The following is a 12612-nucleotide window of genomic DNA, read 5'->3' on the forward strand; positions in this document are numbered from 1 at the left end:
GCATAGGGTGTAGGCCCGGCAAGGCCTGCCGCCGCCGGGCGTTGACCCGGTTTCGGGTGGTCGCGATGAAGCAGATCTCCGGCTAACGATATGCCCGGTGGCGCTGCGCTTACCGGGCCTACGGAGTCTGCATACCGTGTAGGCCCGGCAAGGCCTGCCGCCGCCGGGCGTTAACCCGGTTTCGAGTGGTCGCGATGGAGCAGATCGCCGGCTAACGATATGCCCGGTGGCGCTGCGCTTACCGGGCCTACAGGAGCCTGCATAGGGTGTAGGCCCGGCAAGGCCTGCCGCCGCCGGGCGTTGACCCGGTTTCGGGTGGTCGCGATGAAGCAGATCTCCGGCTAACGATATGCCCGGTGGCGCTGCGCTTACCGGGCCTACGGAGTCTGCATACCGTGTAGGCCCGGCAAGGCCTGCCGCCGCCGGGCGTTAACCCGGTTTCGAGTGGTCGCGATGGAGCAGATCGCCGGCTAACGATATGCCCGGTGGCGCTGCGCTTACCGGGCCTACAGGAGCCTGCATAGGGTGTAGGCCCGGCAAGGCCTGCCGCCGCCGGGCGTTGACCCGGTTTCGAGTGGTTGCGATGGAGCAGATCGCCGGCTAACGATATGCCCGGTGGCGCTGCGCTTACCGGGCCTACAGGAGCCTGCATAGGGTGTAGGCCCGGCAAGGCCTGCCGCCGCCGGGCGTTAATGCCGTTTCAGGTGCAGCGACAGGGCAGAGAGTCAGGGTTGACCTGCCCATCCCCCGCCCAATGCCCGATAGAGATCGATCTGCGCCAGCAGCACGTTGTTCTTCACCTGCACCACGTTTAGCTGGGCCGAGAAGAGGGTACGCTGGGCGTCCAGCACGTCCAGGTAGGAGGAGTAGCCGTTCTGGTAACGGTTCTGCGCAATGCGCAGCGTCTCCTCCGCCACTTCTGCCTGCCCCTGCAGCTCGACTAGCTGCTCCTGCAGGCGTGTGATGGCGTCGAGGCTATCGTTGACCTCTTTAAAGGCGTTGCGCACCGTACGCTCATAGCTGTAGAGCGCCTGATTACGCTGGGATTGAGACACATCCACCTGCGCATTCAGCGCCTGGCGGTTAAGCAGCGGGGCAAGAATGCTGCCGCCCACGCTCCACAGCCGCAGCGGATTATCTAATAACCCTGCCAGCGTATCATCCTGTACCGAACCGCCCGCCGTCAGGTTAAGAGACGGCAGCAGCTGTGCCTGCGAAACGGCGAGGCTGGCGTCGGCGGCGATCAGCTCCCGCTGGGCCTGAACGATATCCGGGCGGCGATTAAGCAACGAGGAGGGGAGCTGGCCGGGGATGCGCAGCGGGGTCAGTTTATCAAACTCTCTGCTACGCCGGATGCCGCCAGGGTTATCGCCAATCAGTACGCTCAGGGCGTTCTCCTGCTCGGTAATCTGATGCTGGAGCTGCGGGATCTGCGCCCGGGTGGCGCGTAGCTCGGAGTCAGACTGCATTAGCTCCAGGCGCGAGCTATAGCCAGCCTCGTACTGACGCTGGGCCAGGGTGAAAGCCTCTTCTCGCGCCTTCAGCGTCGATTCGGTGACACGCAGCTGCTCATCGAGCGAAAGTAACGTGACGTAGCCGGTGGCGACCGACGACGCCACGGTCAGGTTTGCTGCGGCGGCGGCGGCCCGCTGCGCTTCCAGCGAGGCCTGGGCGGCTCTGGCGGTGCTGCGGTTGGCTCCCCACAGATCCACATCGTAGCTGGCAGAGAGGTTACCCCGATAAAGCGTGCTGTAGACCGGTAGACCCGTCGCCGCAGACTGCGCCCGCGCTCGCGTGCCGCTGAGGCCCGCATCCAGGGTGGGGAAGAGGCTGCCCTCGGCGGCATACACCCGCGCCTGGTACTCATTCACCCGCTCGCGGGCGATCAGGATATCGCTGTTATAGCGCAGGGCCTGATCCACGTACTGGTTAAGCTGGCTATCGTGAAAATTTCGCCACCAGACCCCTTCGGCCTGGCTGGCTGGGCCCACGCTGCTACGCCACTGGGCGGGGATGGTCAGGCTGGGCTTCGCGGGCTGAACGTCAACCGACTGGCAGGCCGCAAGAGCAACGCAGAGCGCCAGCAGCGCGGGGCGAAACGGTCTCATTTCGCCTCCCGGGTATCAATATGGACCTGCACCGACATGCCGGGACGAAGACGCGCTATCTGCTCCGCATTGCCCTCTACCGCAATGCGGACCGGAATACGCTGGGCAATCTTCACAAAGTTGCCGGTGGCGTTATCCGGTGAGATGGCGCTGAACTCGACCCCGGTGGCTGGGGAGATAGATTCCACATGACCGGAGAAAGCCTGGTTGTTTAGCGCATCTACGGTAAAGCGTACAGGCAGACCGGTGTGAACATTGGCGAGCTGCGTCTCTTTCAGGTTAGCGATAACCCAGCGCTGGGAGGGAACCAGCGAGGTGAGGTGCGTGCCCGCCGTCACGTAGGCACCAAGACGCACGGCCATCTGCCCCAGCTGGCCGTCACGCGGAGCGACGATGCGGGTGTTTTGCAGATCGATCTGCGCCAGCTCCAGCGCCGCCTGGGCATTCTCCACGTCGGCCTGCAGTGCCGCACGGTTGACAATAACCGTTTGCAGATCCTGGCGAGACGTCTCCAGGGTGGCCCGGGCCTGCGCAATATCGGCATTGCCTTGCGCCGCGCTCGCCAGCGCCGCATCGCGCTCACGAATCGATAGCGAACCATCTGCCGTCAGATTTTTCACCCGGCGTAGATCCGCCTGCGACTTCTGGTTTTGCGCCTGGGCATTTTGCAGCGCCGCCTCGTTACGCTTGATCACCGCCTCGGCGCTTTTGCGCTGCTGGAGGTTATTATTGAGCGCCGCCACCTTCATCGCCAATTGGGCCTCGGCCTGATGCACCCGCTGGTTGTAGATGCGATCGTCAATCTGCACCAGCAGGTCGCCGCGCTTTACCATGGCAAAATCCTGAACCTTCACCTCAGTAATATAGCCGTTGACCTGCGGGCTGATAAAGGTCGTCTGGCCACGCACGTAGGCGTTATCGGTAAACTGGGTATGGCGGGTAAACGGCGGTAGCTGCCAGGCGTAGAGGATCACCAGTACGCCTACGATGCCAATGGCGGCGGCGGCAAAAATCGAAACCACCCGCAGATTGCTGCGGGTATGTGCCTGCTCTTTAGCGGCATCCTGCTGACTCATAACCACTCCTGTTGTAACACTGCTCTCATCAATACTCTTCCAACTCTATTTCGGGGTGTTCACTGCTTTTTTCAGCGCCAGATGGGCGGTAATACGCAGCCGCAGCAGCCGCCAGAAGATCCACAGCAGCGTGGCGGCGGCAATGGTAGCGGTCAGCATGTAAGTATCGTTATAAGCGAGAATATTCGCTTCGATAGAACTGACGTTTTGGAGCTGGGCAACGGCCTGGGCGCTAAGCAGGGTGCTGTCGCCGATCAGGTTCTGATACTGCTGGGTGTAGAGCTGAAGGCGCTCGGTCACCAGCGGATCGAGGGTAGTGAGCTGGTCCGCCAGCAGGCTGGAGTGATACTTCTCGCGCCAGACCTGGAAGGTGCCCAGCACCGCGGAGCCAAGCAGGCCCCCCAGGTTCTGGCTCATGCCAAACAGCACTGAGAAGCTCACCAGGTTACGCGGCTCGGTAACTACACTACCAATGCCTGCCAGCATCGCCGGGGCCAGGAAGAAGGCGCTGCCAAAGCCCAGCAGGAATTGGCTTACCATAAACTGATCGGGACGGGTCAGGCTTGTCGACTGACTGTCGAGCAGGGAGGCCACAATCATCACCGCCAGCGAGGTGACAATCGGCCAGGCCAGACGCTGGGGCTTGATGGTCAGGCAGCTGGCGACGATGCCGCAAACGATGCCCGCGAAAATCGACCAGGCCAGATAGGTCATCTGCTCATTCTGCAAGCCGATATACTGTAGCCAGCCGATGGCACCGCTGTTCTGCTCCGCCAGCACGATGCGGATCAGTACCATGATCAGACCCAGCCGCACGATGCTGCCGCTGGAGAGCCAGCGCGTATTAAGCAGCGGGTTGCTGCGGTTATGCTCGAAGACGATGGCGCTCACGATCAGCACCAGCGCCCCGGCCAGCGCCCAGCCAAGCCAGGGCGTTTCGAACCACCACTCCAGCCGCCCCAGCGACAGCACCGCACAGAGCAGGGCCATGCCGGGGGCAAACAGGATAAAGGTAATAAAATCCTTCTTCTCAAACACTTTTTTGCGATCGCCCGGCGGCAGCTTAAGCATGACTACGCAGGCAAGGGAGACCAGCGCCAGCCCCAGCTCAAACAGATAAAGCCCGCGCCACTCGTCGGTTTGCAGCAGCTCGGTAGAGAAGAGCCTTGCCATCGGGATCGCCAGCGACGAGCCGGTAATGCCGATGGTTAACGCCTTGAGACGATGGCGCGCGGGCCAGGCCTGAATCTGATAGTAGATCCCCAGTGAGCTGAGGGCCGCCGCCACCATGCCGTGCGCCGCCCGCACCATGATCGCCGAGCTGAGATCGTTGACGAAGAGGTGAAAAAAGGTCACCAGCACGTAGAGCACCAGAAAACCTTCGGTAAAGGCGCGCAGGCCATACTGCTGGCGGAACTTAACCAGCAGCAGGTTTATCGAGACATTGGTCATCACGTAGACCGCCGGTAGCCAGGCGATCTCCGTCGACCACGCGGCAAAGGTTCCCTGTAAATTTTGCAGGTTGGCGGACACCATCGCATTGCCCAGCGCGCCGGTCAGGCACACCAGCAGGCCTACGATGCCGTAGGCAATACGTTTAGGAACAGGGTGCAGCGGCGTTGAGGGGGACCCCAGCAGCATCGGTTTTTCATGCGCCGCCCATTCACGGGGTGCATAGGGGTCGCGTTTCGTCAGCTGTCGGTCATCCATAGATTGTTAACATTAACCATTCTGTATTGGTGAGTGTACTAATAGTTCTGATTATTTATCAAATTAATGAATAAAGCGAAATCAGCGATTAGGAGAGATCGCCTTTTCTTTACCTAAGGCTTTGTTAACCTGCTGGGATATATCCTGTAGGAGGTGACAATGTTTATGACCCGCTTTCCGATTCTGCCAGAAAAAACGCTGACGGCCGTTAACGTGCTGGGGCACTGGCTGGCGCAGAATGAGTTCGAAGGCAAGCCGCTGCCAGCGCAGGCTGGCTGCATTGTTCTGGCCGGTAATGCCGTGATCCCCACTATTGACGCCGCCTGTGAGCTGGCCGCATCCTCCGGGCTACCGCGGATCGTCAGCGGCGGCATTGGGCACTCCACGCCGTTCCTCTACGCCGCCATTGCACGCCACTCGCGCTATAACAAGGTGCGCACTACCGGACGTACCGAGGCGGCGATTATTGGTGATATTGCTCGCCAGTTCTGGAAAATCCCGGCAGATAAATTGATCCTTGAGCAGCGCTCTACCAACTGCGGCGAAAATGCCCGCTTCTCATGGGGGCTGATCCGCGAGCATAGCGTACCTGTGAAAACGCTGGTGGTCGTGCAGGATCCCACTATGCAGCGCCGGACAATGGCGACCTTTGCCCGTGTGTTGGAGGAGGTTAAACATGAGGTGCGGTGCGTAAGCTATCCCGGCTTCTCACCGGAGCTTGATAACGGCAGCCATGGCCTGACCTTTCTGCCCAGGAGAGAGGGGCTATGGCCAATCGATCGCTATCTGTCGCTGATCCCAGGCGAGCTGGCGCGGCTGCGCGATGATGACCAGGGCTACGGCCCTAACGGACGCGGTTTCATTGCTCACGTCGATATGCCTGATGAGATAATCCGTGCGTGGCAGGTTATGCAGGCGGACGAGACGCTAATGCCAACCCTGCGAGCACGGGCGCTAATATAAATGGCTGACGTAGCGTGCTGTTTATTATGAGATCACTCACAAATTCCGCCTGTCGCTCTGTGAATTATCCGCGACGCCTGTAGATTTTTAACAACAGATTTACTTGTTAAAAACAATCCCATTACAGGAGCAGGACATGACAGCACCCGTACAGCACCCGATGTATATTGATGGTCAGTTTGTCACCTGGCAGGGCGAGGCCTGGATTGACGTCGTCAATCCGGCTACCGAAGCGCTTATTTCGCGCATCCCTGACGGTACGGCGGAAGATGCGCGTAAGGCCATCGACGCCGCCGCCCGCGCCCAGCCTGCCTGGGAGGCGCTGCCAGCCATCGAACGCGCCGGGTGGCTGCGGAAAATTGCGGCGGGGATCCGCGAGCAGGCCAGCGAAATCAGCGCCCTGATTGTTGAGGAGGGCGGCAAAATTCAGCAGCTGGCCGAGGTCGAGGTGGCCTTTACCGCTGATTATATTGAGTACATGGCGGAGTGGGCGCGCCGCTACGAAGGTGAGATCCTACAGAGCGACCGCCCCGGAGAGAATATTCTGGTCTTCAAGCGTGCGCTGGGCGTGACTACCGGCATCCTGCCGTGGAACTTCCCGTTCTTCCTGATCGCCCGCAAGCTGGCCCCGGCACTGGTGACCGGCAATACCATCGTCATCAAGCCGAGTGAGTTTACCCCTAACAACGCTATTGCCTTTGCCAAAATCGTCGACAGCATCGGCCTGCCGCGTGGGGTGTTTAACCTGGTGCTCGGACGCGGGGAGACCGTAGGTCAGGAGCTGGCGGGCAACCCGAAAGTGGCGATGGTCAGCATGACCGGCAGCGTCGGCGCCGGAGAGAAGATCATGGCGGCGGCGGCGAAAAACATCACTAAGGTGTGCCTCGAGCTGGGCGGTAAAGCGCCAGCCATCGTGATGGACGATGCCGATCTGGAGCTGGCGGTGAAAGCGATCGTTGACTCAAGGGTCATCAATACCGGGCAGGTCTGTAACTGCGCCGAGCGCGTCTATGTGCAGAAGGGCATTTACGATCGCTTCGTTAACCGTCTGGGTGAGGCGATGAATGCGGTCGAATATGGCGATCCTGCCGCCCGCAACGACATTGCTATGGGGCCGCTGATCAACGCCGCCGCGCTGGCTCGCGTCGAGCAGAAGGTGGCCGGTGCCGTAGAGCAAGGGGCGAAGATCGCGCTTGGCGGTAAAGCGGTGGAGGGCAGCGGTTACTTCTATCCGCCGACGCTGCTGCTGGACGTACGCCAGGATATGACCATCATGCATGAGGAGACCTTTGGCCCGGTGCTGCCGGTGGTGGTGTTTGATACGCTGGAAGAGGCGCTGGAGATGGCTAACGACAGCGACTATGGCCTGACCTCCTCGATCTACACGCAGAACCTCAATACCGCCATGAAAGCGATCAAAGGGCTGAAGTTTGGCGAAACCTACGTCAACCGTGAGAACTTTGAGGCGATGCAGGGGTTCCATGCTGGGTGGCGGAAATCGGGCATCGGTGGCGCCGACGGTCGTCATGGCCTGAACGAATATCTGCAAACTCAGGTGGTCTATCTGCAATCCTAAATGATTCGGTCAAAGAATAATTAATGCAGTTTTAATCAAAGCCCGGTATGTTTGCTTTTTTACTGTTTTAGATAAGGAAAATCTGATGCGCAGCAAATATTCCGGGTTACAAATAACCATTCACTGGCTGGTATTTTTACTCGTCGTGGTGGCCTATTGCGCGATGGAATTTCGCGGATACTTTCCCCGCAGCGCCCGTCCGCTGATCAATATGATCCACGTCTCCTGTGGGATCTCCATTCTGGGGCTGATGGTAGCGCGTCTGCTGGTGCGCCTGAAATATCCCTCGCCGCTGATTACGCCCAAACCAAAAGCGATGATGACGGGTATGGCGCATCTCGGTCATCTGGTTATTTACATACTGTTTATCGCCCTGCCGATTATTGGCCTGCTGATGATGTGGAATCGCGGTAATACCTGGTTTGCCTTTGGCATTGCAATGCCGCACGCCAGCGAATCGGACTTCGATCTGGTTGATACCCTGAAAAGCTGGCACGTTACCCTGGCGACGCTGGGCTACTACGTAATCGGCCTACACGCCGCCGCCGCGCTAGCGCATCACTATTTCTGGAAAGATGATACGCTGCTGCGCATGATGCCAGGCAAACGGCGCCAGGATAAATAAGGTACGGAGAAAAAGCTCGATAACTTCACGAGTGACAGCAGCTTGCTTTATTAATAAACAAGCGCGGCAACCCGGATACGTCGATCTCTTTTTCAGCAATGCTCAGGCTGTAGGCACTCTGCAGGCGTAACCACATCGCTGCCGTACTGCCGAGTACTTTTGCCAGTCGCACCGCCATTTCGGGGGTAACGGCCGTTTTGCCAACAATGACGCGCTGAATCGTTGAGGGGGCAACGTTGAGGGCACGGGCTAATTCACGGACGCCGATGCCCAGATCTTCCATGGCCTCTTCAATGTACCGACCCGGATGGGGTGGATCGCTCATGGTCATTAGTGGTAATCCTCATAATTCAGTATATAAACATCGCTATCGGTAAATTCAAACGTGAGACGCCAATTCCCTGTGACGCTAAGCGACCAAATGTTCTTTCGAGTACCTTTCAATCGGTGCAGTTTGTAACCGGGAAAATTAAGATCTTCAATGACTTCAGCCAGACTCAAGGCATTCAACCCTGTTTCCAACCTTGCGGCATGCTCTGGAACGATGCCTGCCGTGGATCCTGTTTCGTAAAACTGGTGTAATCCTTTATGTTTCCAGCTTCTGATCATACTTTGTTTCCTGTTGCGCTACAGGAAACAGTTTATCATCTGTTTCGCAGTCCGCAACAGTTTATTCGCTTCTGAAGTAACGATTCTTAGACGGATGAAAATTATTTTACAGGCTCGACCATCTCCGGCCCCTGATTTTTAATGTTTCCCACCGCACGCGTGACCGGGTGCCAGGTGAACATCTCCGCCGGAACCGTGCCGCGTTTGGCGATATCCTCCGCCTCTTTACCGCCAATCTCCTGCCGCATCCACTCCCGGGCCGCTTCCGGCGTCAGTACCAGCGGCCGCCGGTCGTGGATATCGACCAGGCCCTTATCCGCCGCGGCGGTTACAATAAGAAAGCCTTCGTTTTCGTCGCCGCGTTCGAACGGCGTACTGCCGATGGCCGCCATCAGGATCGGCTGGCCGTCGCTGCGGTGGATAAAGTAGGGCTGTTTTTTATCCCCCTCTTTTTTCCACTCAAACCAGCCGTCGGCAAAGCAGATAGCGCGCCCATGCTGCCACAGAGGCTTAAACATTCTGCTGGTGGCGGCAGTTTCAACGCGGGCGTTGATCAACGCTGGCTTGTCCCACCAGCCTGGTGCATAGCCCCAGTGAACCGGATCCAACGCCAGCCTGTCATCGCGCTCGCTGAGCAACAAAACTTTTGTTCCAGGCGCAACGTTGTAACGCCCGATGGGTTCGGGGTCGAAAGGAATATCGTGTTCTGCTTCATCAGCAAAGAGAGTCAGATACTCGTCGCGCGCCTGCGCCTGGGCAAATCGTCCGCACATAAAGACCTCCTGTTTCGTTACAGAAAGTATAGAGGGGGATGCGCGATGACAGCGCCTGGTATATAAATAGCTATTACGCCGGGGCAGCTCCATCTTATCCGGCCTACAACTTCACTCTGTCGCCATTAAGGATCGCCCTATGCTGGAACTGAGACCGAACTGTGAATGTTGCAATACCGATCTGCAGCCTGATTCTCAGGAGGCACTGATCTGCTCATTCGAGTGTACGTTTTGCGCCAGCTGCGCAGAAAGTATGGCGATGCGCTGTCCAAACTGTGGCGGCGAGTTAGTGACGAGGCCCCGCAGAGCGGCAGAAAAGCTGATCAATAATCCTGCGTCGACGACACGGGTTTTCAAACCTCAAGGCTGTGCTGGTGCTGGGAGGGTTTAACTCTGGTAGGGTTTAACTTTGTAGGGTTAACGACAGCAGGCCGATGCTGCGCCTGCTGTATGAAAGTACAAGGCTAATTCAAAGAGGGGATAGATAAAGGTTCTAACTTGATAACGAAGTGGTTATTAGACCGCTTTATCTCTGCACCCTTATCGCCATACTCATCGGCAATCTGGAAAAAAGCATCGGTATCAATATCAAAATCCAGCTCAACTTCCCGGTGTTTACCGGAGTTTAACAGCTCATATGCCTGATCAAGGTCGTACGCTTTAGCTGTGGCCATCAGACGTCTCCTCTCATGGGTTGCATAACGCCCTTAAGTGTACTGGAGCTGTCTATTTTTGCGTCAGAAACCAGAAAATTCTAATCTCACTTCGCGCTGGATCGCTTCAAAGCGACATGCCAATCACCGCATTCACTACCGATGAGCACATGAAGACGCCACCAACGATGAGCCAGACGGATTGTTTCTGTCGTGCTGCCAGAGTAAGAAAGATCATGGCGGTGATGAAAAAGGGAATGGCGATGATAGTGAATGTGTTCATGTCGGCTGCCGTTTAGTATCTGCGCGCTCTTCAGTTTGAAAATGCTGCACAGCCCGATCGTAAATCGATAGCAGTTCGTCAATATTGTCAGCTGAGCAGACCGGCACCCTTTGTGCCCTGACTAACTCAATTAAAAGTGCGTAAGCGGACTCTTCCGGCGCATTTTTTGGGTTTACTAATCCAGCCATACGGCCTCCTTGTATAGGTGAGCAACAAGATTAGCGCTGGTTAGGCTGCTTTGAAACTCTCATTAAGAGTAGGTGGTGGCATCCGTGTTTTGAATGCCACGAGTCAGGCGGGTCAGGCGCGTTTTACGTTGCGATGGGTTAACACTTCTCCAGTCGCCTAAGCGCTTCCGCTTCGGTCGTTTCGAGCAAATCCTTACCAAAATCCAGCTCTGAACCATCGGGCGTGGTCCAGGCGTCGCCTGTATCATGCTTAAGTACATCGCCCACGTTGAGTTCACCATAGCCGGTGAGCAGGCCAAAGATAAATTTTCCTTTCTCACTCTTGAACACATAGCCAGTCTGATCATGATGAGAGGACGCTTTTTTATGGGTTACGGTTAAGCTATTGGCATGAATCATATTACCTCCCGCACGTAAAAGGATGTTCAAAGGATGACTCTTTAAACTTAACAGGTCTAAAACCTTCTGCAATACGTGGCTTTGTCGTCACGCACTTTAGTTTCAACAAATAGTTTCAACAAACAGGCGATCGTGAGCATCAGGACTAACTTAAAAGCATGATAGCCGCCTCGGCGCGGCTTTTTTATTATCTGTGCCGAGCCTCGCGAGAGCGAAGCGTCGATAATACGCGTCGTATGGGATAAAGCCTTGCTACTTATAAGAGGAGAAGTCTCTATCGGGCGTAACCACACATCACAATGAGGTCATTTGTTTAAAACATGAGGCTGCTAACAAATGAAAAAAATGCTTGTAGTGGCAGTGGTTGTTGGACTTGTAGGCTGTACTTCTCAATCTGGGTCTAACCAACAGGCAAAGATCGCGCCGCAGAAGCAGATTCTCGCGCCACAGCTTCTGGTAAAAAAAAGGGATAGTGGTGCGGTTGTCATCAAGCGAGATGGAAGCTTTACCGGAAATACATGCTTAAGCCGCGTGTATATCAATGGAAAACCCATAGCTGATTTAGACACGTCCCAGGAGGTGATCGTCTATCCTTCGCCTGGAGAGTATGTCATTAGCACCTTGCCGAAAGATTTCTGCGGGGGAGGTATAAGCACGCAGTCTGCCGATGTTGATGCAGGGAGTACCCTGACGTTTCGTATTGGGTACGCAAATAATGGCGATTATGGACTTTATCCCGCGGGTCGTTAAAGCCTGAGCCATTGATTAATTAAACCCACCTTATGGTGGGTTTTTTATCCTGAGATCATACCTATTAAAGTGAAGTTTTCTTACCGTCAGAATTGTATTTTTTGATATCATAAGGGCACTGATTGAATTGACATGAGGTTATATTTAAACAGGGGCCTTTAAAATTTGGCGCATTTCCAGGGCAGCCTGTTTTTTGAATTAAATTGGTCCATGTTTCGGTAGTGAAGGGAAAGGTATGAAGGATATTCAATTTTCTGAAATGACCATTAATGACGATCCCAATACTGCTTGTTGATAAAGTATGTCCTGAGCGTAAGAAAAAATCACTTTGGTACCATAGTATTAAATTTATATTGCGAGGTGAGGATGCTGCTGCAAAGAAGGTTCCAGTAGTCGCGCTAACCAGCGAGTCAATGATTTTCCATTCCATATTATCTCCTGTAAGCAGAACAAAGTTGCGAAAATGAAAGTATATGCACTCCGCAAAAAACAAATAGTCACTCCATGTAACTAAAAATGTAGCAGTTTAACTTAGGGAGTCAAAGCTTTTTCTTATTTTTTGAAGTTCTTTCAAAAAAAACGCTTTGATTTGTAGTGATTTACAAAACGTTTCGACTATTTTTGATTTAAAACAATTTTAGACTGAAAATAGAGTGCCGCCACGATAGTAAAATGGGTGAGATTTGACTGTCCAGGCATCGTTGCAGGGCGTTGCCGAAGATGGGTGAACGACCATTCTATGTTTAGAACGTAAGAGAAAAGGATTAGATGACATACAGTTAATGAGTATCTTACTGGTACAGACATTATCGTCGTTACGATCGGCATAATAATAACGAACGGAGATAATGTATTCGCGAAATTATATTGGGGCTGAGAAAATCGTTACTGTAGTGGTG

The 12612-nt window shown here is 55.3% G+C and carries 16 protein-coding genes; 5 read left to right on the plus strand and 11 right to left on the minus strand.

Annotated elements, in window-relative coordinates; translation table 11 throughout:
• Positions 1-725 precede the first annotated feature (725 nt).
• The 3 genes from RTP97_RS01660 to RTP97_RS01670 are packed head-to-tail and all read right to left on the minus strand — an operon-like array spanning position 726 to position 4894.
• A complete protein-coding gene (locus RTP97_RS01660; RefSeq protein ID WP_312410282.1) occupies positions 726-2108 on the minus strand; it encodes an efflux transporter outer membrane subunit in 1383 nt (460 codons plus the stop codon).
• Positions 2105-3184, minus strand: a complete 1080-nt coding sequence (locus tag RTP97_RS01665) for an HlyD family secretion protein (RefSeq protein ID WP_312410285.1) — start codon at positions 3182-3184, stop codon at positions 2105-2107. Before RTP97_RS01665 ends, RTP97_RS01660 begins: the two co-directional genes overlap by 4 nt.
• A 45-nt stretch (positions 3185-3229) precedes the next feature.
• Positions 3230-4894, minus strand: coding sequence for an MFS transporter (locus RTP97_RS01670; RefSeq protein WP_312410288.1), 1665 nt, complete (start codon positions 4892-4894; stop codon positions 3230-3232).
• 159 nt (positions 4895-5053) lie between these two features.
• On the opposite strand from RTP97_RS01670, the gene RTP97_RS01675 reads away from it, so the two are divergent.
• From RTP97_RS01675 to cybB, 3 genes are all read left to right on the plus strand, one after another.
• Positions 5054-5857 (plus strand): YdcF family protein, encoded by an 804-nt coding sequence (locus RTP97_RS01675; protein WP_312410291.1) that lies wholly within the window; start codon positions 5054-5056, stop codon positions 5855-5857.
• 136 nt (positions 5858-5993) lie between these two features.
• Positions 5994-7433, plus strand: coding sequence for an aldehyde dehydrogenase (gene aldA / locus RTP97_RS01680; RefSeq protein WP_312410293.1), 1440 nt, complete (start codon positions 5994-5996; stop codon positions 7431-7433).
• A gap of 85 nt (positions 7434-7518) precedes the next feature.
• A complete protein-coding gene (cybB, locus tag RTP97_RS01685) occupies positions 7519-8058 on the plus strand; it encodes a cytochrome b561 (protein ID WP_312410295.1) in 540 nt (179 codons plus the stop codon).
• Positions 8059-8083: 25 nt separating this feature from the next.
• Here the strand turns inward: cybB and RTP97_RS01690 are convergent, their stop codons facing one another.
• From RTP97_RS01690 to RTP97_RS01700, 3 genes are all read right to left on the minus strand, one after another.
• Positions 8084-8389 carry a HigA family addiction module antitoxin gene (locus tag RTP97_RS01690; RefSeq protein ID WP_312410297.1) on the minus strand — a complete coding sequence of 102 codons (306 nt, stop codon included), beginning with the start codon at positions 8387-8389 and terminating at the stop codon, positions 8084-8086.
• Positions 8389-8667, minus strand: coding sequence for a type II toxin-antitoxin system RelE/ParE family toxin (locus tag RTP97_RS01695; RefSeq protein ID WP_312410298.1), 279 nt, complete (start codon positions 8665-8667; stop codon positions 8389-8391). Before RTP97_RS01695 ends, RTP97_RS01690 begins: the two co-directional genes overlap by 1 nt.
• Before the next feature lie 101 nt (positions 8668-8768).
• Complete coding sequence (locus tag RTP97_RS01700) at positions 8769-9440, minus strand: SOS response-associated peptidase (RefSeq protein ID WP_312410301.1); 672 nt, start codon at positions 9438-9440, stop codon at positions 8769-8771.
• 139 nt (positions 9441-9579) lie between these two features.
• Between RTP97_RS01700 and RTP97_RS01705 the strand changes: the two genes are divergently transcribed.
• On the plus strand, positions 9580-9831 hold the full coding sequence (locus RTP97_RS01705; protein ID WP_312410302.1) for a DUF1272 domain-containing protein: 252 nt from the start codon (positions 9580-9582) through the stop codon (positions 9829-9831).
• Between the two features lie 73 nt (positions 9832-9904).
• On the opposite strand, the gene RTP97_RS01710 is transcribed toward RTP97_RS01705, so the two are convergent.
• From RTP97_RS01710 to RTP97_RS01725, 4 genes are all read right to left on the minus strand, one after another.
• A complete protein-coding gene (locus tag RTP97_RS01710) occupies positions 9905-10114 on the minus strand; it encodes a hypothetical protein (RefSeq protein WP_103820154.1) in 210 nt (69 codons plus the stop codon).
• 106 nt (positions 10115-10220) lie between these two features.
• Positions 10221-10376: a hypothetical protein gene (locus RTP97_RS01715; protein ID WP_312410304.1), complete on the minus strand. Its 156-nt coding sequence runs from the start codon at positions 10374-10376 to the stop codon at positions 10221-10223.
• The gene (locus RTP97_RS01720; protein ID WP_312410306.1) at positions 10373-10564 is read right to left on the minus strand and encodes an ATP-NAD kinase; all 192 of its coding nucleotides are present in this window, start codon (positions 10562-10564) and stop codon (positions 10373-10375) included. The genes RTP97_RS01715 and RTP97_RS01720 overlap by 4 nt, the downstream gene beginning before the upstream one ends.
• A 138-nt stretch (positions 10565-10702) precedes the next feature.
• Positions 10703-10963 (minus strand): hypothetical protein, encoded by a 261-nt coding sequence (locus RTP97_RS01725; RefSeq protein WP_312410308.1) that lies wholly within the window; start codon positions 10961-10963, stop codon positions 10703-10705.
• A 336-nt stretch (positions 10964-11299) separates the two neighbouring features.
• Here RTP97_RS01725 and RTP97_RS01730 point away from each other — a divergent pair, with 336 nt between their 5' ends.
• On the plus strand, positions 11300-11713 hold the full coding sequence (locus tag RTP97_RS01730; protein ID WP_312410311.1) for a hypothetical protein: 414 nt from the start codon (positions 11300-11302) through the stop codon (positions 11711-11713).
• A gap of 64 nt (positions 11714-11777) precedes the next feature.
• Here RTP97_RS01730 and RTP97_RS01735 read toward each other — a convergent pair whose 3' ends face one another.
• Positions 11778-12143, minus strand: coding sequence for an anti-adapter protein iraM (locus tag RTP97_RS01735; RefSeq protein WP_312410314.1), 366 nt, complete (start codon positions 12141-12143; stop codon positions 11778-11780).
• Positions 12144-12612: the final 469 nt, after the last annotated feature.

It is taken from the genome of Pseudescherichia sp. (assembly GCF_031998825.1).
Lineage (GTDB): Bacteria > Pseudomonadota > Gammaproteobacteria > Enterobacterales > Enterobacteriaceae > Pseudescherichia.